This window comes from Anaeromyxobacter sp. Red801, assembly GCF_049201065.2.
Classification (GTDB): domain Bacteria; phylum Myxococcota; class Myxococcia; order Myxococcales; family Anaeromyxobacteraceae; genus Anaeromyxobacter.
On the sequence record NZ_CM181236.1, the window covers coordinates 2,938,732 to 2,959,168 of the forward strand.

21 protein-coding genes are annotated in these 20,437 nt (G+C 74.3%); 1 reads left to right on the forward strand and 20 read right to left on the reverse strand.

Going from position 1 to position 20,437, the window contains the following annotated elements:
* Positions 1-47: 47 nt before the first annotated feature.
* The 15 genes from ACOQFB_RS13540 to guaB form a co-directional block, all read right to left on the reverse strand.
* On the reverse strand, positions 48-890 hold the full coding sequence (locus tag ACOQFB_RS13540) for a metal ABC transporter permease (RefSeq protein ID WP_421610069.1): 843 nt from the start codon (positions 888-890) through the stop codon (positions 48-50).
* Positions 887-1,657, reverse strand: a complete 771-nt coding sequence (locus ACOQFB_RS13545; protein ID WP_421610070.1) for a metal ABC transporter ATP-binding protein — start codon at positions 1,655-1,657, stop codon at positions 887-889. The genes ACOQFB_RS13540 and ACOQFB_RS13545 overlap by 4 nt, the downstream gene beginning before the upstream one ends.
* Positions 1,654-2,553 (reverse strand): metal ABC transporter substrate-binding protein, encoded by a 900-nt coding sequence (locus ACOQFB_RS13550; RefSeq protein WP_421610071.1) that lies wholly within the window; start codon positions 2,551-2,553, stop codon positions 1,654-1,656. Before ACOQFB_RS13550 ends, ACOQFB_RS13545 begins: the two co-directional genes overlap by 4 nt.
* A gap of 12 nt (positions 2,554-2,565) precedes the next feature.
* Complete coding sequence (locus tag ACOQFB_RS13555) at positions 2,566-3,795, reverse strand: hypothetical protein (protein ID WP_421610072.1); 1,230 nt, start codon at positions 3,793-3,795, stop codon at positions 2,566-2,568.
* Between the two features lie 94 nt (positions 3,796-3,889).
* Positions 3,890-4,153, reverse strand: coding sequence for a hypothetical protein (locus ACOQFB_RS13560; protein WP_421610073.1), 264 nt, complete (start codon positions 4,151-4,153; stop codon positions 3,890-3,892).
* Between the two features lie 80 nt (positions 4,154-4,233).
* The gene (locus tag ACOQFB_RS13565) at positions 4,234-5,409 is read right to left on the reverse strand and encodes a CaiB/BaiF CoA transferase family protein (protein ID WP_421610074.1); all 1,176 of its coding nucleotides are present in this window, start codon (positions 5,407-5,409) and stop codon (positions 4,234-4,236) included.
* 15 nt (positions 5,410-5,424) lie between these two features.
* The gene (locus ACOQFB_RS13570) at positions 5,425-5,757 is read right to left on the reverse strand and encodes an SCP2 sterol-binding domain-containing protein (protein ID WP_421610075.1); all 333 of its coding nucleotides are present in this window, start codon (positions 5,755-5,757) and stop codon (positions 5,425-5,427) included.
* 110 nt (positions 5,758-5,867) lie between these two features.
* Complete coding sequence (locus ACOQFB_RS13575; RefSeq protein WP_059435687.1) at positions 5,868-6,251, reverse strand: response regulator; 384 nt, start codon at positions 6,249-6,251, stop codon at positions 5,868-5,870.
* A 92-nt stretch (positions 6,252-6,343) separates the two neighbouring features.
* The gene (locus ACOQFB_RS13580; RefSeq protein WP_421610076.1) at positions 6,344-8,158 is read right to left on the reverse strand and encodes an AMP-dependent synthetase/ligase; all 1,815 of its coding nucleotides are present in this window, start codon (positions 8,156-8,158) and stop codon (positions 6,344-6,346) included.
* 13 nt (positions 8,159-8,171) lie between these two features.
* On the reverse strand, positions 8,172-8,906 hold the full coding sequence (locus ACOQFB_RS13585; protein ID WP_421610077.1) for a tetratricopeptide repeat protein: 735 nt from the start codon (positions 8,904-8,906) through the stop codon (positions 8,172-8,174).
* 161 nt (positions 8,907-9,067) lie between these two features.
* On the reverse strand, positions 9,068-9,619 hold the full coding sequence (locus tag ACOQFB_RS13590) for a hypothetical protein (protein ID WP_494492249.1): 552 nt from the start codon (positions 9,617-9,619) through the stop codon (positions 9,068-9,070).
* Positions 9,556-10,605: a hypothetical protein gene (locus ACOQFB_RS13595; protein WP_494492250.1), complete on the reverse strand. Its 1,050-nt coding sequence runs from the start codon at positions 10,603-10,605 to the stop codon at positions 9,556-9,558. The genes ACOQFB_RS13590 and ACOQFB_RS13595 overlap by 64 nt, the downstream gene beginning before the upstream one ends.
* Complete coding sequence (locus tag ACOQFB_RS13600) at positions 10,602-11,021, reverse strand: hypothetical protein (RefSeq protein ID WP_494492251.1); 420 nt, start codon at positions 11,019-11,021, stop codon at positions 10,602-10,604. The genes ACOQFB_RS13595 and ACOQFB_RS13600 overlap by 4 nt, the downstream gene beginning before the upstream one ends.
* 157 nt (positions 11,022-11,178) lie before the next feature.
* Positions 11,179-12,735: a glutamine-hydrolyzing GMP synthase gene (guaA, locus tag ACOQFB_RS13605; protein ID WP_059435691.1), complete on the reverse strand. Its 1,557-nt coding sequence runs from the start codon at positions 12,733-12,735 to the stop codon at positions 11,179-11,181.
* A 49-nt stretch (positions 12,736-12,784) separates the two neighbouring features.
* Entirely contained in the window at positions 12,785-14,248 is a 1,464-nt protein-coding gene (gene guaB, locus ACOQFB_RS13610; protein ID WP_059435692.1) for an IMP dehydrogenase, read from the reverse strand.
* A gap of 191 nt (positions 14,249-14,439) precedes the next feature.
* Here guaB and ACOQFB_RS13615 point away from each other — a divergent pair, with 191 nt between their 5' ends.
* The gene (locus ACOQFB_RS13615; RefSeq protein WP_421610079.1) at positions 14,440-16,797 is read left to right on the forward strand and encodes a TIGR02266 family protein; all 2,358 of its coding nucleotides are present in this window, start codon (positions 14,440-14,442) and stop codon (positions 16,795-16,797) included.
* Between the two features lie 3 nt (positions 16,798-16,800).
* On the opposite strand, the gene ACOQFB_RS13620 is transcribed toward ACOQFB_RS13615, so the two are convergent.
* The 5 genes from ACOQFB_RS13620 to miaB form a co-directional block, all read right to left on the reverse strand.
* Positions 16,801-17,475, reverse strand: a complete 675-nt coding sequence (locus ACOQFB_RS13620; protein ID WP_421610080.1) for a DedA family protein — start codon at positions 17,473-17,475, stop codon at positions 16,801-16,803.
* A 136-nt stretch (positions 17,476-17,611) separates the two neighbouring features.
* Entirely contained in the window at positions 17,612-18,076 is a 465-nt protein-coding gene (locus ACOQFB_RS13625; protein WP_059439030.1) for a cyclic nucleotide-binding domain-containing protein, read from the reverse strand.
* The gene (locus ACOQFB_RS13630) at positions 18,073-18,600 is read right to left on the reverse strand and encodes a gamma carbonic anhydrase family protein (RefSeq protein WP_059439031.1); all 528 of its coding nucleotides are present in this window, start codon (positions 18,598-18,600) and stop codon (positions 18,073-18,075) included. The genes ACOQFB_RS13625 and ACOQFB_RS13630 overlap by 4 nt, the downstream gene beginning before the upstream one ends.
* A gap of 13 nt (positions 18,601-18,613) precedes the next feature.
* On the reverse strand, positions 18,614-19,045 hold the full coding sequence (locus tag ACOQFB_RS13635) for a VanZ family protein (RefSeq protein ID WP_421610081.1): 432 nt from the start codon (positions 19,043-19,045) through the stop codon (positions 18,614-18,616).
* Entirely contained in the window at positions 19,042-20,436 is a 1,395-nt protein-coding gene (gene miaB, locus ACOQFB_RS13640; protein ID WP_421610082.1) for a tRNA (N6-isopentenyl adenosine(37)-C2)-methylthiotransferase MiaB, read from the reverse strand. The genes ACOQFB_RS13635 and miaB overlap by 4 nt, the downstream gene beginning before the upstream one ends.
* Position 20,437 lies beyond the last annotated feature (1 nt).

Consider the following 20,437-nt stretch of genomic DNA (forward strand, 5'->3'; position numbering starts at 1 on the left):
TTTTCGCACCGCGCCGAAACTCGCGCCGGGCGGCCTCGGCGGCGGGCTCACCCTCCCCCGCGGCGCAGCAGCGCGCCGGGCACGAGGAACAGCGCGGCGAGCGCCACCATGGTCGCGCCGGTGGGGATCTCCCAGATCCACGACAGCACGTACCCGCCGCCGGCCGCCAGGATGCCGAGGCCGGCGGCGACGGCGAACGCGGGGCGGAACCCCACCTTCAGCAGCAGCGCGGCGGCGGCGGGCAGCGTCAGGAACGCGAACACGGGCAGCGCGCCGAGCGCCCGCGCGGTCACGGGGATCGCGAGCCCGATGGTCAGGAACAGCACGGCGTCCCAGAGCTTCACCTTCAGCCCGAGCGCCTGCGCGGTCTCGGGGTCGAACGACGCGAACGCGAGTTCCTTCGCGAACAGGAGGTGCACGGCGGTGCACGCCCCCGCCACCAGCACGATCACGGCCAGGTCCCCGGCGGGCACGGCCACGGCGTTGCCGAACACCATGCCGCCGAGGTCGTGCGCGGCGTGCACGAGCTGGCTGACGCCGAGCACGACCAGCGCCGACGCGGTGACCCACGCGGCGCCGACGGTGGCCTCGGCGGGCAGCCGCCGCGGCCGGAGCGCGCCGAGGACGAGCGCCCCGGCGACCGAGAACAGGATCGCGACGGCGAGCTGCTCGGTGGCGTGCTCGGTCTCGATGTGCACCTGCTCCTCGACGAGCAGCGTGAGCACGAGGCCGAGCGTGGACACCTGCGTGAGCGCGGCGGACACGAACACGGTCCGCCGGAGCACCACGTACACGCCGAGCGCGCCGAGGAGCGCGCCGGCCACGATCGACGCGGCGAGGGGCACCTCCCAGATCTCGCGCGCGGACAGGAACGTCTCGAACGCGCTCACCGCCGCACCTGCCCGTTCACGGGGTACACGAGGCGCCGCCCGTCGAGCTCGCGCACGGCCACGGGCCGCCCGTACAGCGCCCCGAGCGCCTCGGGGCGCAGCATCTCGTCCACGGCCCCGACCCGGAACAGCGCCTGGTCCTTGTCCACGAACGCGAGCGAGCGGGCGTAGTTCGCCACCGCCTCGAGCCGGTGCGACACCATCACGATCGCGATGCGCACGCCCTCGTGCAGGTCGCGGAGCAGGTCCATGGTGGCGAGCTCGGCGGAGGGGTCCATCCCGTTGGTGGGCTCGTCCACCACGAGCAGCGTGGGCTCGGCGGCGAGCGCCCGCGCGATGAGCGTCCGCTGGCGCTGGCCGCCGGACAGCTCGCCGTAGGCGCTCCCGGCGAGCGCCTCGATGCCGACGAGCCCGAGGGCGGCCCGCACCGCCTCGTGGTCGGCGGGGCCGGGGCGGCGCCCGGGGCCGAGCGCGGGGACGCGGCCCATCATCACCACCTCGCCGGCGGTGAACGGCCACACGGGATCGACGTGGTCGCGCTGGGGCACGTAGCCGACGCGCACGCCGGGCCGCAGCGTGCGCCGCCCGGCGAGCAGCGGGAGCGCCCCGAGCACCGAGCGCACCAGCGTGGTCTTGCCGCCGCCGTTCGGCCCGACCACGGCCAGGAAGTCGCCGGCCTCGACGGAGAGATCCACGCGCTCGAGGATGGGGCGGCGGCCGTAGCCGACCGTCGCCCCCTCGAGCGTGACGAGCGGGCCGGGGCTCAACGGAGCGCCCCCGCCACCCGCTCGACGAGCTCCTGGATCCACTGCTCGTAGGTCTTCACCCCGGGCTCCCCGCCCACGTCGCCGGGCACGCGCACCACCTTCGCGCCGGCGTGGCGCGCCACCACCTCGGCGGACTTCGTGTCGTAGTAGTTCTCCACCACGATGGCCTTCACGCCCTCGCGCTGCGCGCGCTGCACCAGCTCGGCGAGGTAGGCGGGCGGCGCGGGCACGCCGGGGCGCGGCTCGATCTCGCCGGCCGAGACGATCCCGCTCCAGTCGAGGAAGTACGTGAGCGTGCGGTGCTGCGAGAAGATCTTCCGCCCCTTCGCCGGCGCGAGCGCGGCCTGCCAGCGCGTCACGTCGGCCTGGAGCTTCGTCCGGAACGCGCCGAGCGCGCCCTGGTACGCGGCGGCGCCGCCGGGGTCGAGCTCGCCGAGCTTCGCGGCGATGGCGGTCGCGACCTGGAGCGCGCGGCGCGGGTCGGTGAGGAAGTGCGGGTTGCCGGCGGGGTGGAGGTCGCCGCGGCTGCGATCGACGGGGCCGGTGGGGACGTCGAGGACCTGCACGGCAGAGGCGGCGGTGAGCCGGTGCGCGCCGCCGGGCTGGATGGCGGCGTTGCGCGACTGGTTCACGAGCGGCGGCAGCCACCCGATCTCGAGGTCGAGGCCGACGTCCACGAGCAGGTCGGCGTTCCGGAGCTTCACCGCGAGCATCGGGTTCGCGTCCACGTAGTGCGGGTCCTGCGAGCCGCGCGAGAGGCTCTCCACCGAGGCGCGGCCGGCGGAGACCTCGCGGGTGAGCGCGGCCAGGCCCTCGGTGGTCGTCACGACCCGGGGGCCGGCGAGCGCGAGGGACGGGACGAGGGCCAGGAGGAAGGCGAGCGTGCGAGAGGTCATGGCGATCTCCTCCTAGAACGGGTGGGCGCCGTGCGCCCCGATGCCGAACTCGACGTGGAGCAGCGCCTCGAGCCCGCCGCCACCGCCGGGCAGCCGGTCCCAGCCGACCTGCAGCCGGAGCCGCTGGAACTCCGACGGGAACCAGGTCACGAGCCCGCTCGCGCGCTGCTCGGTGCCGGCCGGCGCCTCGCCGGCGGACGGCGCGCGCTCGTAGCGGACGCCGTAGCCCCACCACGTGCTCTGGCGCCAGAACGCCTGCGTCCACCACCCGGTGTCGGTGCCCCCGCCGTTCGCGTCGGCGGCGGCGCCGCGGAACCTTCGCGCGTACACCTCGCCCTGCACCGCGAGGTAGGCGCGCCCGGACGTCGGGCGGATGCGCAGGTACGCGTCGGCGCCCCCGAGATCGCGGAACGCGCCGGCGGTGCCCTCCCCGCGCCGCGCCGCGGACAGGCCCACGCCGAGCGTGGCCGTCTCGCCGAGCGGCACGTAGTTGAGCAGCCGCGCCACCCCGGTCAGCTCGGACGGCGCGTCCTCGACGAGCGTCGTGTTCTGCCCGGCGAGCCGCAGCTCCGAGAACCACGGCACCGGCGCGAGCCAGGCGACCTCCACGCCCGGCCCGCCCAGCGACTCCTCGCCGAGCAGCCGCTCGCGCGCGAGCGGCGCGTCCACGAACTCCCAGGCGTGCGGGTGCTGCAGGTTGAGCCGGCCGAACGGGCTGTAGATGCGGCCGGCCCGCACCTGGAGCCCGGCCGGGAGCGCGAGGGTGGTGACGTAGGCCTCCTCGACCCCGGCCCCGGCCTCGGTGAACGAGAGGAACACGTCGGCGCGGACGTACGGATCGACCACCGCCTGCAGGCCGAGCTCGAGCTCCTCGAACGCGAACGCCGGCTTCTCGGCGGGGCTGTACGGGCCGCCGCGGGGCGAGCGCTTCTCGACGTCGTAGCCGTCGTAGGCGAGCGACGCCGAGCCGATGGCGCTCACGTCGGGCAGGAGCAGCAGCCGCGCGTACGGGCTGCCGCCGGTGGCGGGCGCGGCGGCGCCGGCCGGCGGGGCAGCCTGCTGCGGCGCGGCCGAGGCCGAGGGGGAGGCGCCCAGCTCCTTCGCGATCTCGGCCTCGAGCTGCTTCGGATCCTGCTGCGCGGGGGAAGTGGACGGCTGGGGGACCGCGCCGGACGACTGCGCAGACCCGGCGGTGGGAACGGCGGACACGGCGAGCACGCTCGCCACGATGAGTGAACGCATGGAGCACCTCGGCGCGCGCCCGGCGCGCCATGTTACGCGGAATGGATCGCGGGCGCGCGAGGAGCCGCGCGCCCCATTGCGGAGCCGGAGCGGGCTACGCGATCCGCGGAGGTGACTGCCCGGGGACGGCGCCGAGCGGGGCGCCCAGCACGGGTGCGAGACCGCGCGCAGGCTCGACCACGTCCTCGAGGACGGGGCGCGGCGCGACGTCCGGGGTCTCGTCGTGCGCGACGTCGGCGCTCCGCACCGCGCACACGGCGCAGTGGTCGGCGCCGTGCGGCCCGGGCGCGTGCACGTGGTGCCCCCCGGCCGCGAAGACCAGGAACAGCGCCAGACCGGCGGCGAGGAGCGCGCGCATCCGGCCCCGAACTTGGTCGGCCGTCCCCGGCCTGTCAACCGAAAGTGCCAGCGCCCCGCGCGCGGCGCGCCGGGGCCGGCTCACGCTCCGAGCGCGCCCGCCGCGCGCAAGGCCGCGATCTCCGCGGGCGAGAACCCGGCCTCGGCCAGCACCGCCTCGCCGTGCTCGCCCAGCCGGGGCGCGGGCCGGAGCGGCGCGGCCTCCCCGCGCAGCCGCACCGGGGACGCCACCGCCGGGAGCGCCCTGCCCTCCCACGGCGTGTCCACCGCGACGAACGCGCCGCGCGCGGCGAGCTGCGGGTCGGCGCGCGGCTCGTCGCCCTCCAGCACCGGCGCGACGCACGCGTCGTGCGCCGCGGCGAACGCGGCCCACTCGTCGCGGGTGCGCGCGGCGAAGACCGCCTCCAGCTCGGCGCGGATCGCCGCGCCGCCGTCGTCCCACTGCCGCGGCGCCAGGTCGGGCCGGCCCACGGCGTCGCAGAACGCGGCGAAGAACGGGGGCTCGAGCGCCGCCAGCGCGACGAAGCGGCCGTCGCGGGTACGGTACACGCCGTAGCAGGCGGCGCCGCCGTCGAGGAGCTCGCGGCCGCGCTCGAGCGGCGCGCCGCGGGCCCACGCCATCCCGAGCGGCATGGCGAGCAGCGCCAGCGCGCCCTCGGTCATCGACACGTCCACGTGCGCGCCCTCGCCGGTGGAGGCGCGCCGCAGGAGCGCCGCCAGGATCCCGGCCACCGCGGGCCAGGCGCCGCCCGCCACGTCCGCGACCTGCACGCCGAGCGGCCGCGGCGCGTCGGGCGCGCCGTTCGCGGCGAGCACGCCGGAGACGGCGCAGTAGTCGAGGTCGTGGCCGGCGCGCGCGGCGTACGGGCCGTCCTGACCGTAGCCGGAGATCGAACACAGCACGAGGCCGGGGGCGCGGGCGCGGAGCGCCTCGTACCCGACGCCGAGCCGGTCGAGCACGCCGGGCCGGAAGGACTCGACGACGGCGTCGGCGCGCGCCGCGAGCCGCAGGAACGCCTCGGCGCCCTCCGGCCTGCGGAGGTCGAGCGCGAGGGAGCGCTTGTTGCGGTTCAGCGCGTGGAAGGCGCCGGACTGCTCGCCCGCGAGCGGCGGCATCCAGCGCAGCCAGTCGCCGCCCTGCGGGTCCTCCACCTTCACCACGTCCGCGCCGAGGTCCGCGAGCACCAGCGTCGCGTACGGCCCGGGCAGGAGCCGGGTGAGGTCGAGGATGCGGACGCCGGCGAGCGGGAGCGCCACGCCCGTCGCCCCGGGTCAGACCAGGATCTGCTGCAGCTTCATGGCGAGGCCCATGTCGCCCTGGATCTTGAGCTTCCCGGACATGAAGGCCATCTGCGGGTTGAGCTTGCCGTTCACGATGTTCAGGAAGTCCTGCTCGGTCGCGGCCACCGTGCACTTCGGGCTCGCGGGCGCGCCCTCGCTCACCTTCCCGCCCGGCGCGGTGCAGTCCACGCCCCAGGTGCCGCCGCCGGGACCCGAGATGTTGAACTGGTAGACGGCCGCGATCCGCGTGACGACGTCCGGCTTCGCCAGGAGCTTGGCCGGGATGTGGTGCTCGAAGACTTCCTTCACCGTGGACACTGCCATGTCGGTCCCCTCGGGGCCGCTCGGCGGCCGCTGATTCCGGAATCAAGCCTCGGGAACCGGCAACGTATTGGGCGGGTCCGGGGGTGTCAAGCCGGCCCGGGCGGCCGCCGCTACGCGCGCCCGTGCGTCTGCACGGCGTCGTTCACGGCCGCGGTGAGCGCGTCCGGGTCCACCGGCTTGATGAGCACCGCGTCCACGTCGCGGCCGCGCGCCCGCGCGATGTCGTCGCGCTCGGCCCAGCCGGTGACGACGACCACCGGGACGGTGGGCGCGATGGCCTTCGCCGCGCGGGCCATCTCCAGCCCGCCCATGCCGGGCATCCCGACGTCGGTGACCACCACGTCGATGGAGTGCTCGGAGAGGGTCTTCAGCCCCTCCTGGCCGCTCGCGGCGGACATGACCTGGCACCCGGAGGCGGTGAGCACCTCGGCCATGAGCTCCCGGTTGTCGTCGTCGTCCTCGACGAGGAGGACCCGTACCCCGCTCTGCTCCATGATCCCCCCGCCGGGCGGCCGCGCGACCTGGCACCCCGGGGTCAGTTAAGCACTCGCCGCCCCGGGGCGCGACCGCCTCGTGGGGGCGACGGCTACTCGGCGTAGAAGGAGTCGAGCAGGGCCTGGTACTGCTGCGTGACGACCTTGCGCTTCACCTTCAGGGTGGGCGTCAGCTCGCCGGTCGCCTGGGTGAAGTCGCGCGGCAGGATCTCGAACTTCTTGATGGTGGCGTAGCTCGCCTGCCGGGCGTTGAGGGCGTCGATCGACTCCTGGATGCGCGCGCGCAGGCGGGGATCGCGGTGCAGCCCCTCGCCCGCCGGCAGGCCGTGCTCGCTCGCCCACTTGCGCGCGTTCTCCTCGTTGAGCGTGATGAGCGCCGAGAGGAACTTGCGCTTGTCGCCGTGCACCATCACCTGCGAGACGAGCGGGTCGGTCTTCAGCTCGTTCTCGAGGTTCTGCGGCGCCACGTTCTTCCCGCCCGCCGTGACGATGATGTCCTTCTTGCGGTCGGTGATCTTGAGGCAGCCCGCCTCGTCCACGAACCCGATGTCGCCGGTGGCGAGCCAGCCGTCCTTGAGCACCTCGGCGGTGGCGGCGGGGTTGTTGTAGTACTCCTTCATCACGCACGGCCCGCGCACCATGATCTCGCCGTCCTCGGCGATGCGGACCTCGGTGCCGGGGACCGGCGGGCCCACCGTGCCGATCCGGTTCGCGCCGGGGCGGTTCACGAACGTGCCGGCGGAGGTCTCGGTGAGGCCGTAGCCCTCCAGGATCACGAAGCCGAGCTGGTCGAAGAAGTGGGCGATCTTCGGCGAGAGCGGCGCGCCGCCGGAGACGAACAGGCGCATCCGCCCGCCGAAGCGCTCGGACAGGGTGGCGGAGAGCTTCGGGAACACCAGCTTGCGGCCGATGGTGAGCCCGAGCGAGGAGTAGTCCTTCCCCTGGTCCTTCGCGGCGGCGTACTTCTCGAACTCCTCCAGCGCGAGCTTGAACAGCTTGCCCTTCAGGCCCGGCGTGGCGAGCCCCTTCGTGATCACGGTGTTGTAGGCCTTCTCGAAGATGCGCGGCACCGACGGCATCACCGTGGGCCGGACCTCGCCGGCGTTGTCCACGATCTTCTCGAGCGACTCGACGAACGCGCCGGTCGCGCCGGTGCTGAACCACACCGCCTCGATCACCTTGGCGAACGAGTGCGCCATGGGCAGGAACATCAGGATGAGGTCGTCGGGGCGGACGACCTTCAGGCCCTCCACCGCCAGCGCCTCGTAGACCCAGTTGCCGTGGGTGAGCACGACGCCCTTCGGGTTGCCGGTGGTGCCGGAGGTGTAGATGAAGCTGGCCGGGTCGTCGCGCCCGATGCGGGCGAGCCGCGCCGCGTGCGCGTCGGGGTTCGAGGCGCGCCAGGCCACGCCGGCGCGCTCCACGTCGGCGAGCGTCCGCTCGAACGCGTCGGCCGCCGGACCCTGCGCGCGCACGAGGCCCTCCAGCGCCGGGAGCTTGCCGCGGACCTCGCGGATCTTCGCCACCTGCGCCGCGGAGTCGCAGAACACGAACCGCGCGCCGGAGTCGGCCAGGATGTACTGGCACTCGAGGGGCGTGTTGGACTGGTAGATGGTGACGGTGATCCCGCCGGCGCCGAGGATCCCCAGGTCCGCCAGGATCCACTCGAGGTTCGTGTCGCCGATGATGGCGACGCGATCGCCGGCGCGGAGCCCGAGCGACGCGAGCCCGTCGGACACGTCGCGCGCGCGGCGGGCCATCTCGGCCCAGCTCACGTCGCGCCAGGCGCCCCCGGACTTGAACTTCACCGCCGTCGCGTCGCCGCGCCGGCGCGCCTGCGCCTCGAACAGCGAGACGAGGTTCTGGGCGTCGGACGCCCCCTTCCTGAGCTCCGCCTCGGCGATCATCGCGTCCTCGCTTTCACTTGCGTTCCAGCATGCCCCGCGCGACCTGCTGCCAGCGTCGCTCCTCGGGGGGGTCATAACGGCCCGGCTCCGATGCCAGCGCCTTCTCGAGCTGCTCCCTCGCCTCGCGCCCGTGCCCTTCCTTCCGGTAGAGGTCGGCCAGGTACACGCGCGCCCGCACGTTGTCCGGGTTCTGCGCCAGCGCCGCCTGCAGCGAGCGCTCGCTCTTCCTCGCGTCGTACTTCGGCCAGGGCAGCTTGAACCAGAAGCGCCCCCACGCCGTCGGGATCGAGCCGTGCTGGAACGCGGGGTCGATCTTCTCGGCGTGCGAGAGGCGGTCCTTGAACTTCCCCTCGATCCCTTGCGTCAGCGCCTTGAAGATGCCGATGCCGAGCGAGTAGTTGCCCATGCCCGCCGCCGCGAAGTGCCAGCCCTCGACGCGCGCCGGGTTCGCGCGGATGGCGCGCTCGCCGTAGTCCCAGCCCTGCTTGCCGAGGCGGCTCTTCTCCGAGTCCTTCAGCCCCGGGTCGTCGGAGAGCCAGAAGTCGAGCCGGGCGAGGCGCCAGAGCACCTCGTAGTCCTCGGGCGCGCGCCGCTGCGCCTCCTCGAGCGTGGTGCGCACCTCGTCGAGCGCGCCGGGCTCGTCGCGGCGCGCGTAGGCGGCGTCCGAGCGCTCCAGCAGGTCCGCCAGGGCTGGCTCCTGGGGAGCAGCCGTGGCGGCCAGGGCGGCGGCGAGCAGCGCACAGAGCATCCGGCAAGCATGCCGGGACCGCTCCCTCTTGGCTGCGCCCCTGGAGAGGTTCACCGTTCGTCACGACGCGCCGCCGCCCGCCCGGAAGGCCGGGCGGCGAGCACGCGTGACGCGCAGGGCCGGGAACGCCCGAGCCCCGAACGGGGCCCGGGCGACGGAGGCTAGAACGAGCCGGCGCCGAGGTCGCCGCAGATGCAGGTGCCGGGCGCGGTGGGCGTGGGCTGCGTGAACGGCGCCGCGGGGTTGCCGCTCTCGCCCGCGTAGCAGGTCCACGCGTCGGTGTCGCCGTTCGGCTTGCCGCCCAGCGCGGCGTAGCAGTCCGTGCGCGTCTGGCAGCCGCCGGCGGGGAGCCGACCGAGGTAGTCGGCGGAGTAGGTCTCGCCGGGGTTCGCCTCGCAGTTCCGCGTGTCGTGGTTGATGTAGATGTTGCGCGTCGCGGCGGTGGGCTTGCGCTGGTCGGCGGTGATCTGGTCCCGCGTGGCGGTGAACCACCAGTCGTAGCCCGCGGCGCCCGCCTCGGCCGCCGTCATGGCCGACGGCGCCGGCCCGCGGCAGGTCTTGCGCGTGTCGCCCTTCTGGTTGGCGATGCGCAGCAGCACGATGTCACTGCCGGCCGGATCGGTGGGGAGCAGCAGGCCGGAGGGCGGCTTCACGATCTCGGCGATGCGGTCGAGGATCTGGGCGAAGTTGGGGTCGCAGATGGATCCGGCCACCACGTCCGCGCCCTTGGCGCGGAGCTCCTGCGACGCCAGCAGCAGGCGCGAACCGGGGCCTGGCCGCCGCAGACGCTGTTGGTGCAGGTCAGCGTGCTGCCCGTGCAGGCGTAATCGCAGCAGATGCCGGGCGCGCAGGACGCGTCCTGGCACACGCTCTGCGAGGTCGAGACGATGAAGCCGGCGCCGACCGGGCGGCCCAGGCCGGTGAGGTAGTCCACGATCTGCGAGACCGCGTACTGCTTCGGCGTGGGCGAGGACGCGTCGGCCACGCAGGAGTCGGAGCCGGGGCCGCCGCTCAGCACCACGCCGCCGCTGGGATCCTGCGGCGACGAGCAGTCGTCCTCGTCGCCCACGAAGACGGTCACCAGCTTGGAGTTGTCGTGCAGCCAGGACGCGGGGGTCGAGGCCACCACGTTGCCGCTCGCGTCGCGGCGGTCCACCTGGCCGCCCGTGAGCGCCCGCTCGACGGCGAGGCGCCCGGCCTGGAGCGCCTGCTCCTGGCCGGATCCGCAGGTGCCGGCGATGACGTTGCCCTGCCAGGTGCCGGTGCGGTTGTTGGCGAACCAGTCCTTGAGCTGGGCGGCGGTGAAGCCCTGGCGGTTGCAGACCTTGCTGCCGTCGCTGCACGGCGGGAGCGCGGCGTCGCGGATGGGCTGGCCGGTCCCGTCGGTCGCCGGGTACAGCTCCTTGTCGAAGTGGAGCACGCGCGGGCTGTCGCCCAGGCCGACGAAGGCGCCGTGCGGATAGTACTGACCGTCGGACGCGAGGCCGGGCGCGCAGCGCCCGTCGAAGCGGTAGTGCGTCTCGAGCCTGCCGCAGGCCGTGCCCAGCGCGGAGCAGCCGATGGGGTCGACGGCGGGCGCCACGTTGTCCGCGCCGCAGCAGTAGCCCTCGCCGAGCAGCCCGGTGCACGTGGTCTTGCAGGTCGCGCCGGCGATGCCGCCGCAGGCGGCGTCGCTCGTGCACGCCCGCGGCCCCTTCATCGGCCCGGTGGGCGCGCCGCTCGGCGCCTCGCAGCACACCTGCTGGCCGGCGGCGCCGGGGCAGTCGTTCGGCAGGTCACGCCGGAGACCGGCGCGTTGTAGAACAGCGACGTGGTGGTGACCGCCACGTGGAAGTCGATGGGCTCGAGGCCCGCGCCGCGCCGGGACGTGTTCGTCTGGTCCAGGTTCTGGATGAACGCGGCGAAGTTCTGCGCGAGCTTCTCCTGCTCGCCCGCCATGGAGCCGGAGTCGTCCACCACGAACAGCACGTCCGCGGTCGAGATGCTCGAGAGCGTCACGCGCTCCGAGCCCGGCTGGATCAGGCAGTGGCCGACAGGATTGAAGTTGTAGTCCTGGCACCCCGCCGCGAGCAGCAGCAGCGGAAGCACCGCGAGGACCCGGGACGCTCGCGCCATCGTATGGCCTCCAGTTCGCGCGCGATGATAGCCGCGATCGTCCCTTGAGCAAACGACGCGGCAATCCCACGTTCACCGACCGTCGGCGGCGCGCAGGAGCGCCCACCTGCCCCCACCACGGCGCGCGGCGGCCCGGAGGCCGCCGCGGCGGCCGGGCTCATTCCCACTCGATGGTCGCGGGCGGCTTGGAGGAGATGTCGTAGACCACGCGGTTGATGCCGCGGACCTCGTTGATGATGCGCGACGACATGCGGCCCAGCAGCTCGTACGGCAGGCGCGCCCAGTCGCCGGTCATGCCGTCGGTGGACTCCACCGCGCGGATCGCGCAGGTGGACTCGTAGGTGCGCTCGTCGCCCATGACGCCGACGCTGCGGACCGGCAGGAGCACCGCGAAGCCCTGCCAGAGCTTCTCGTACAGGCCGGCGGCGCGGACCTCCTCCTGCACGATGGTGTCGGCGCGGCGCAGCACCGAGAGCCGCTCCTCGGTGACCTCGCCGAGCACGCGGATGGCGAGCCCGGGGCCGGGGAACGGCTGCCGCTGCACGATGGCGGGCGGCAGGCCCAGCTCGAGGCCGAGCTGGCGCACCTCGTCCTTGAACAGCTCGCGCAGCGGCTCGACCAGCGCGAGGTTCATCTTCTCGGGCAGGCCGCCGACGTTGTGGTGGCTCTTGATGGTGGCGGACGGACCCCGGAACGACACCGACTCGATCACGTCCGGGTAGAGCGTGCCCTGCACCAGGAACCTCGCGCGCGCGCCGTGCGCCGCGAGCCGCTCCACCTCCTGCTCGAACACGGCGATGAACTCGTGCCCGATGATCTTGCGCTTCCGCTCGGGGTCGGTGACCCCGGCCAGCGCGCCGAGGAAGCGCCGCGAGGCGTCCACGGTCACGAGCGGCAGGTGGAACATCGCGCCGAACACGTCCTCGACCTGCTGGCGCTCGCCGGCGCGGAGCACGCCGTTGTCCACGAAGATGCAGCGCAGCCGGTCGCCGATGGCCCGGTGCACCAGCAGCGCGGCCACCGCGGAGTCCACCCCGCCGGACAGCGCGCAGATGACGTGGCCGTCCTTCACCTGGGCGCGGATCTGCTCCACCGCCGCCTCGGCGTAGCCGCGCATCGACCAGGTGCCGGAGCAGCCGCACACGCCGTAGGCGAAGTTGCGCAGCACGTCCTTGCCGCGCGGCGTGTGGACCACCTCGGGGTGGAACTGCACGCCGTAGAAGCGGCGGGCGCGGTCCTCCACCGCGGCGAACGGGGCCGAGGGCGTGGCGGCGATGGGCTCGAAGCCGGGCGGCAGCGCCTCCACCCGGTCGCCGTGGCTCATCCAGACGTCGAGCGTGGCGGGCAGGCCCTGGAACAGCGGCGAGGTCGCCTTCACCTCGATGGTGGCGGGCCCGAACTCGCGGTGCGCCGCCTGGTCCACCCGGCCGCCCAGCTCGGCGGCGAGGACCTGCAGGCCGTAGCAGATGCCCAGCACCGGCACGCCCAGCTCGAACACCACCCGGTCGCAGCGCGGGCTGTCCTCGGCGAGCACCGAGGCCGGGCCGCCGGAGAGCACGACGCCGCGGGGCCGGAACGCGCGGATGGCCTCGGCCGTGGCGGTGCAGGGGTGGATCTCGCAGTAGACGCCCAGCTCGCGCAGCCGCCGCGCGATGAGCTGCGTGTACTGCGACCCGAAGTCGAGGATGAGAATCTTCTCTGAGTGGATGTCCATGTCGGCCCGGCCGCGCTCCGCCGGGCGGCGCGCGGGTGAGGAGGGAGGGTCAGTCGACCCGGTAGTTCGGCGCCTCCTGCGTGATGATCACGTCGTGGACGTGGCTCTCGCGCAGGCCCGAGGAGGAGATGCGCACGAACCGCGGCCTGGTGCGCAGCTCGGCGATGGTCCGGCAGCCCACGTAGCCCATGCCGCTGCGGAGCCCGCCCACCAGCTGGAACAGGTTCATCTCCACGGTGCCCTTGTACGGCACGCGGCCCTCGATGCCCTCGGGCACCAGCTTGTCCGCGTCGGAGACGTCGCCCTGGAAGTAGCGGTCCTTCGAGCCCTGCTTCATGGCGCCGATCGAGCCCATGCCGCGGTACGACTTGTAGCTGCGGCCCTGGTACAGGATCACCTCGCCCGGCGCCTCCTCGGTGCCGGCCAGCAGCGACCCGATCATCACCGACGACGCGCCAGCCGCGAGCGCCTTCACCATGTCGCCCGAGTACTTCACGCCGCCGTCGGAGATGACCGGCACGCCGTACTTCTCGGCGGCCCGGGCGCACTCGTCCACCGCGGTGATCTGCGGCACGCCCACGCCGGCGACCACGCGCGTGGTGCAGATGGAGCCGGGGCCGATGCCCACCTTCACGGCGTCCACGCCGGCCTTGCAGAGCGCCTCGGCGGCCTCGGCGGTGGCCACGTTGCCCGCCACCAGCTCGATGCCCTTGAAGTTCGCCTTGGTGGAGCGGACCGCGTCCACCACGCCCTTCGAGTGGCCGTGGGCGGTGTCGATGGCGATCACGTCCGCGCCGGCCTTGAGCAGCGCCTGGATCCGCGCCTCGCGGTCGGCGCCCACGCCCACCGCGGCGCCGCAGAGCAGGCGGCCCATCCGATCCTTCGCGGCGTTCGGGTGCTTCTGGATCTTCTCGATGTCCTTGATGGTGACGAGGCCGCGGAGCTCGTAGCGCTCGTTCACCACCAGCAGCTTCTCGATGCGGTGGCGGTGCAGCAGCTCCTTCGCCTCCTCGATGGTGACGCCCTCGTGCGCGGTGACGAGGTCCTTCGTCATCACCTGCTCGACCCGCTGCTCCAGGTTCTTCTCGAAGCGCAGGTCGCGGTTGGTGAGGATGCCGAGGAGCCGGCCGCCCTGCACCACCGGGATGCCGCTGATGCCGTTCTCGCGCATGAGCGCCACGGCCCGGTGCAGCGGCGCGTCCGGCTCGACGGTGATCGGCTCGGTGACCACCGCCGACTCGTACTTCTTCACCTTCACGACCTCGGCCGCCTGGTCCTCGACGGTGAGGTTCTTGTGGATGAAGCCGAGCCCGCCGACCGCCGCCATGGCGATGGCCATGCGCGCCTCGGTGACGGTGTCCATCGCGGACGAGACGATGGGGATGTTGAGCTGGATGTTGCGGGTGAGTCGCGTGGACGTCTCGACCGACTTCGGGAGCACGTCCGACTCGGCCGGGAGCAGCAGGACGTCGTCGAACGTCAGCGCCAGGCGGAGGTCGTCGCGGTTGAGCATGCGGACGTATAGACGAGCGCGTCCGGGAGCGTCAAGCCAGCCGATCCGGCGGGCCCAAGCGCCGGGGATCGCGGCGAGTTCCCCCGCCGCCGCCCTCCCGGCGCCGGACCGGGTGGGCCGGCCGCCCACACGACGTTCTGCACGTGCGCGCGCTTGCCGGTCCGCCTGCCGCGAAGGGATAATCGCGGGCGGTGCCACCAGCAGACAAGCGCGGGAGCGAGCGGACGCCGGTCGGGCTGCTCGTGCGCCTCTCGTACGGCAGCGTCGACGAGTTCACCGAGCGGTTCGCGGTCAACATCTCGCGCGGCGGGATCTTCATCCGGACGCGGGAGCCGCGGCCGGTGGGCACCCACCTCGCGTTCGACCTGCGCCTGCAGGGCGGCGAGACCGTCATCCGCGGCCGCGGCGTGGTGCGGTGGATCCGCGAGGAGCGGCCCGACGCGCACCCGCCCACGGCGCCGGGCATGGGCGTGCAGTTCACCTGGCTCGACGAGCGCTCGCAGGCGCTGGTGGAGCGGATGGCGGCGCGGAAGGAGCTGCGCGGCGCCGCGCCGGGCGTGGGCGCGCCCGCGCCGATCGCGCCGCGGCCGGAGCGCACTCCGGCGCCGACGCGCGCTCCCCTGCCCGCCTCGCCGGCGCCGGTGGCACGCCCGCCGACCCCGACCCCGGCGCCCGCCGCCACGCCGCCCGCGCTCCCTCGTGCGGGTGCGACCGCGACCCCGCCGCCGGCGCCCTCGCCTTTCGCGGCGCCCGCGGCGCCCGTGCCGGCGCTCGCCGATCTCTCGCGCCCGCACCGCGTCGAGCAGCTCGAGGCCGGCCCGGCCCGCGTCGCCACCGGGCTGCCGGACGAGCCGGTCCCCATCACCCGGCCGTCGCGCTACGTCATCGGCATCGACCTCGGCACGTCCAACTCCTGCGCGGCGGTGGTGCGCGACGGGCGGCCGTACGTGATCCCCTCGCGCGAGGGCTACAACACCGTCCCGTCGATCGTCGCCCTGAACGCGCGCAACCGGATCGTGGTCGGGCACCTGGCCCGCGCGCAGCTCCTCACCAACCCGCGCGCCACGGTCTGGGGCGCGAAGCGGCTGGTGGGCCGCGCCTTCGAGTCGCCGGTGGTCCAGGAGATCAAGGGCAAGTTCGCCTACGAGATCGTGGCCGGGCCGGACGGGCTCGCGGCGGTGCGGCTCGGGCCGGAGACGCTCACGCTCGAGCAGGTCTCGGCGCTGGTGCTCGCGGAGGTGAAGGAGGTCGCGCAGAACCACCTCGGCGAGGAGGTGAACCGCGCCGTCATCACCGTGCCCGCCTACTACAACGAGCGGCAGCGCGCGGCGGTCCGGCACGCCGGCGCGCTGGCCGGCCTGAAGGTGGAGCGGATCCTGAACGAGCCCACCGCCGCGGCGCTGGCGTACGCGTTCGGGCGGCACCTCGACCAGCGGGTGCTGGTCTACGACCTGGGCGGCGGCACCTTCGACGCCTCGGTGCTGGAGCTGAACGACAACGTCTACGAGGTGGTCTCCACCGGCGGCGACACCTTCCTCGGCGGCGTGGACTTCGACAACCGCATCGTGGAGCGGATGCTCGCCGCCTGGGAGCGCGCCCACGGCGCGCCGTTCGCCGGCGATCGCGTGGCGCTCTCGCGCATGGTGGACGCGGCGGAGCGGGCCAAGTGCGCGCTCTCGGAGCGCACCGAGCACCGGGTGGACCTGCCGTTCCTGGCCCTGGCCGACGGCCGGCCGCTCTCGCTGGACCTGGCCGTCACCCGCGACGAGGTGGTGGAGCTGGTCGCGCCGCTGGTGGACCGGACGCTGGCGGTGTGCCGCGACGTGCTCGCGGCCCGCTCGCTCTCCGCCACCGACATCGACGAGGTGATCCTGGTGGGCGGCCAGTCGCGCATGCCGCTCGTGCACCAGAAGGTCGGCGAGTTCTTCGGGCGGGCGCCGTCGCGGGCGGTCCACCCGGACGAGGCCGTCGCGGTCGGCGCGGCCCTGCTCGCGCACTCGCTGCAGGGGGCCGAGGGCGTCGTGCTCATCGACGTGCTGCCCATGTCCATCGGCATCGGGCTGCCCGGGGGCCGGGTGAAGACCATCATGGAGCGGAACACGCCGCTCCCGGCGCGCAAGCAGTACGGGCTCACCACCTCGCACGACGGCCAGACCGAGTTCGAGCTGGTGGTGCTGCAGGGCGAGGGCGCGCACGCCGACGACTGCGAGTACCTGGGCACGCTGCGCCTGGAGGGGCTGCCGCCCGGGCCGCGCGGGATGGTGAAGATCGCGGTGACGTTCGAGCTGGGCGCCGAGTGCCTGCTCACCGTCACCGCCCGCGAGCTGAACACCGGGCGCAAGGTGCAGGCGGTCATGTCGGCGCGGGAGGGCGCCGCGAGCGCCCGACGGCGGCTGGAGCGCGAGGGCGCCCCGGCGGTCTCGACCGGCAGCTTCCCGGTGCCGCCCGCGGAGGCCGCCGAGCCGGCCGGCGAGGCCGCGGCGAGCGGCGCCGCGCGCGGGCTGGGCGGGCTGCTGCGCCGGCTGCTGGGCCGCAGCGAGGCGCGGTAGGCGTCAGTCGCGGTCGCCGTCCGGCGACGCCGGCACGGCCCGGCGCGTCTGGAGCCAGCGCAGGAGCAGCCCGAGCAGCACCACGCCCACGCCGAGCAGGATGTAGTGGCTGAAGCGGGCCGCGAGGCGCGCCGCCTCCTCGATGTTCGAGCCGAAGTAGAAGCCGAGGCAGACCCAGAGCGGCGCCGAGACGAGCGCCGCGGCGCCGTCGAACAGCAGGAACTCCCAGTACGGCATCCCCGCGTGGCCGGCCGTGAAGTAGGTCGGCATGCGGATGCCCGGGAGGTAGCGCGCCACCACCACCACCACGTTGCCGCGGCGGCGCATGAGCTTCTCCACCTTCTCGAGCTTCTCGGGCGTGATCATGCGGCGCAGCGGGCGGAAGTCCGCCACCCGGGCGCCGAACTTCCGGCCGGCCAGGAAGATCACCGAGTCGCCCGCCAGGATGCCCGCCAGCCCCACCGCCACCATGAACAGCAGCCCGTCGTCCCGGAGCATCCCGGCGATCGACGCCGACTCGAGGTCGCTCGCGAGCCAGGCGAGCACGCCCCCGGTGACGAGGATCACGTCCTCGGGCATGGGGAGGCCGAAGCCGCACAGCACCAGCACGGCGAAGACGAACGCATAACCGACGTGGAGGGAGTGCCCTCCGAGCAACTCGACCAGGCGTTCGAGCATCCGCGGTGCCTCGCGCTCCTTCCCGGGATCCCGGCTTACCGCATGTCCGCCCGGAGGTCACGCGGCACGTGCGCCCGCGCGCAGGCCGCCCGCCCGCGTTCGCGGGCGCGCGACGCGCACGTCCCGTGCGCCCGGGTCACGGCGCGGAGGGTCTCGCCGCCGCCAGGCCGCGCAGCAGCTCGCGGCTCTCCGCCACCTTCGCCGAGAGGTCGGCGGCGATGGCGAGCGCCAGCTTCAGGCAGGCCTGCGGCTTCTGCGGCTGCAGCCGCGCGAAGTCGCGCTGGGCCAGCTCCAGCACCTCGCAGGGCGTGGCCGCCACGGCCGACACCAGGCGCACGCTCTTGCCGAGCAGCGCCAGCGCGCCGAGGTGCTCGCCCGGCCCCAGCACGGCCAGCTCGCGCTCCCCGTCGGGCCCGCGCTGGGTCACGCGCACGGTGCCGGTCTTCACGATGAACATCGACTCGCCCACCATGTTCTCGACGAACAGCGGGCTGCCGGCCGGGACCGCCTTCTCCGCGGCGACGCTCGCGAAGATGCGCAGGCCGGTCTCGGTGAAGTCGCGGAACAGGACCGAGCGCTGGAGCGCCTCGACCACCGTCATGGTACGCCCCCCTCGGCGCGGTAGCGCGCGGCGTACGCCACGTAGTTCGCCGCGCTGGTCCGGAGGAACGCGATCTCCTCCGGCGTGAGCGGGCGCTTCGGCCTCGCCGGCTGGCCCATCACCAGCGTGCCCGGCGGCACCACCGCGCCGGGCGGCACGAGCGCGCCGGCCCCGACCATGGCGTCCGGGCCCACCACCGCGCCGTCGAGGACGATCGCGCCGATGCCGATGAGGCAGCGGTCGTGCACGGTGCAGCCGTGCAGCACGGCGCGGTGGCCGATGGTGACGTCCTCGCCGATGACGGTGGGGTGCGTGCGCGTGGTGACGTGGATGACGGTCCCGTCCTGCACGTTGGTGCGGGCGCCGATCCGGACGGTGTTCACGTCCCCCCGCACCACGGTCCCGAACCAGAGCGACGCCTCGGCGCCGACCTCCACGTCGCCGGTGACGACGCAGCCGGGCGCGGCGAAGACGGTCGGGTGCAGCCGGGGCCTCGCGCCCGCGTACGGCAGGAGGATGGGCATCGCGCCCGGGATGCTAGCCCGCGCGCGACCGGCGCCGCAAGAATGCGGCGGCGAGCGCCGCGCCCGCCAGCGCCCCGGCGGTGTCGGCCGCCCAGTCGAACGCGTCGGGCTGCCGGTTCGGCACGTGCGCCTGGTGCCACTCGTCGCTCGCGCCGTACAGGCTGGCCAGCACCGCCGCCGCGACGAGCAGCCGGCGCCCGCGCGCCAGCCGCGTGCCGGTGAGCGCCAGCGCGAGGAGCGCCCCGAGCACGGCGTACGCGGACGCGTGGACGATCTTGTCGTGCGAGAAGATGCCCTTCGGCACGAACGGCAGCGGATCCGGGCGCGAGGAGAGCCAGAAGATGAGCCCGGCGTACGCGGTCGCGCCCACGGCCGCCAGCGCCCGCCAGCCCCTCCCGACGGGGGCGGCGACGGCCCCCGCCCCGGCCCGGAGCTCCGCGCTCACGCGAGCGTGCCCGAGAGCGAGCTGCCGCCCGCGCGCGTGATCCGCACCCGGACGCGCGCGCCGGCGGGCGCGGCCGCCTCGGCCGCGGCCAGGTGGACCACGCGGTTCTCGGGCGTCCGCCCCAGCCGCTCGCCGGGCTCGTCGGACGGGCCCTCCACCAGCACCTCGACCACCTTCCCCAGCTCGGCCGCCAGGATCTCCCCGGCGATGCGCCGCTGCGCCGCGAGCAGCCGCTCGAGCCGCGCCACCGCGACCTCGCGCGGCACCTCCTGCCACTCCGGCGCGCTGCCGAGCCGCACGGCCGCGACGGTGTGCGGCCGCGGGCTGAACACGAAGCTGAAGCTCTGCTCGAAGCGCGCGCGCTCCAGCAGCGCCAGCGAGGCCTCGAAGTCCGCGTCGGTCTCGCCGGGGAAGCCCACGATGAAGTCGGTGGTGATGGCGATGCCGGGCCGGGCGGCGCGCAGCCGGTCGAAGCGGTCGAGGTACTCCGCCACCGAGTAGTCCCGGCGCATCCGGCGCAGCACGGCGTCGGAGCCGGACTGCACCGGCAGGTGGAAGTGCGGCATCACCTTCGGCTCGTCGCGGAACACCTCGACGAGCGCGTCGGAGAGGTCGTGCGGGTGGCTGGTGGTGAAGCGGATGCGGTCGATCCCGGGCACGGCCGCCACGCGCCGGAGCAGGTCGGCGAAGGTGCAGCCGCCCGTGTACGAGTTCACGTTCTGCCCGATGAGCGTCACCTCGCGCACGCCCACCTCGGCGAGCGCGGCGCACTCGGCCACCACGTCCGGGAACGGCCGCGACACCTCGCGCCCGCGGGTGTGCGGCACGATGCAGAACGCGCAGACGTTGTCGCAGCCCTTCATGGCGGTGACGAACGCGGTGGCCCGGCCGCGCGCCGCCTCGGCGTCCGCGCGCGGGAACACGTACTCCTCCGAGTCCATCCAGCCGGTCTCGGCGAAGCGCTCGTCGCGGGCGCGCTCCACCATCTCCGGCAGCCGGCCGATGTTGTCCGGCCCGAAGACGAAGTCCACGTACGGCACGCGCGCGAGCAGCCGGTCCTTCTCCTGCTGCGCCACGCACCCCGACACCGCGATGAGCGCGCCGCGGCGCGCCTTCACCTCGCGGTAGCGCCCCAGCGCCGAGAGCAGCTTCTGCTCGGCCTTCTCGCGCACCGCACAGGTGTTGAGCAGGATGAGGTCGGCCTCGTCCGCGCTGGCGGCGCGGGCGAAGGCGTGGCGCCCGAGCAGCTCGACCATCCGGTCGGAGTCGGACTCGTTCATCTGGCAGCCGAACGTGTGGACGTAGACCTTGCGCGGCGGCGCCGCCGGCGAGGCGGCGGGCCCGCCCGCGGCGGGGGCCGGCTTCCTGGAGAGGGGCACGAGATCGGACATC

Excerpts from the sequence above, each read along its gene's own strand:
- ACOQFB_RS13595 (WP_494492250.1), bottom strand. The coding sequence starts at position 10,605 with ATGAAGGGGCCGCGGGCGTGCACGAGCGACGCCGCCTGCGGCGGCATC.
- ACOQFB_RS13570 (WP_421610075.1), bottom strand. The coding sequence starts at position 5,757 with ATGGCAGTGTCCACGGTGAAGGAAGTCTTCGAGCACCACATCCCGGCC.
- ACOQFB_RS13550 (WP_421610071.1), bottom strand. The coding sequence starts at position 2,553 with ATGACCTCTCGCACGCTCGCCTTCCTCCTGGCCCTCGTCCCGTCCCTC.
- miaB (WP_421610082.1), bottom strand. The coding sequence starts at position 20,436 with ATGTCCGATCTCGTGCCCCTCTCCAGGAAGCCGGCCCCCGCCGCGGGC.
- ACOQFB_RS13580 (WP_421610076.1), bottom strand. The coding sequence starts at position 8,158 with ATGATCGCCGAGGCGGAGCTCAGGAAGGGGGCGTCCGACGCCCAGAAC.
- ACOQFB_RS13625 (WP_059439030.1), bottom strand. The coding sequence starts at position 18,076 with ATGACGGTGGTCGAGGCGCTCCAGCGCTCGGTCCTGTTCCGCGACTTC.
- ACOQFB_RS13620 (WP_421610080.1), bottom strand. The coding sequence starts at position 17,475 with ATGCTCGAACGCCTGGTCGAGTTGCTCGGAGGGCACTCCCTCCACGTC.
- ACOQFB_RS13600 (WP_494492251.1), bottom strand. The coding sequence starts at position 11,021 with ATGGCGCGAGCGTCCCGGGTCCTCGCGGTGCTTCCGCTGCTGCTGCTC.
- ACOQFB_RS13555 (WP_421610072.1), bottom strand. The coding sequence starts at position 3,795 with ATGCGTTCACTCATCGTGGCGAGCGTGCTCGCCGTGTCCGCCGTTCCC.
- guaB (WP_059435692.1), bottom strand. The coding sequence starts at position 14,248 with ATGCTCAACCGCGACGACCTCCGCCTGGCGCTGACGTTCGACGACGTC.
- ACOQFB_RS13560 (WP_421610073.1), bottom strand. The coding sequence starts at position 4,153 with ATGCGCGCGCTCCTCGCCGCCGGTCTGGCGCTGTTCCTGGTCTTCGCG.
- ACOQFB_RS13630 (WP_059439031.1), bottom strand. The coding sequence starts at position 18,600 with ATGCCCATCCTCCTGCCGTACGCGGGCGCGAGGCCCCGGCTGCACCCG.
- ACOQFB_RS13575 (WP_059435687.1), bottom strand. The coding sequence starts at position 6,251 with ATGGAGCAGAGCGGGGTACGGGTCCTCCTCGTCGAGGACGACGACGAC.
- ACOQFB_RS13585 (WP_421610077.1), bottom strand. The coding sequence starts at position 8,906 with ATGCTCTGTGCGCTGCTCGCCGCCGCCCTGGCCGCCACGGCTGCTCCC.
- guaA (WP_059435691.1), bottom strand. The coding sequence starts at position 12,735 with ATGGACATCCACTCAGAGAAGATTCTCATCCTCGACTTCGGGTCGCAG.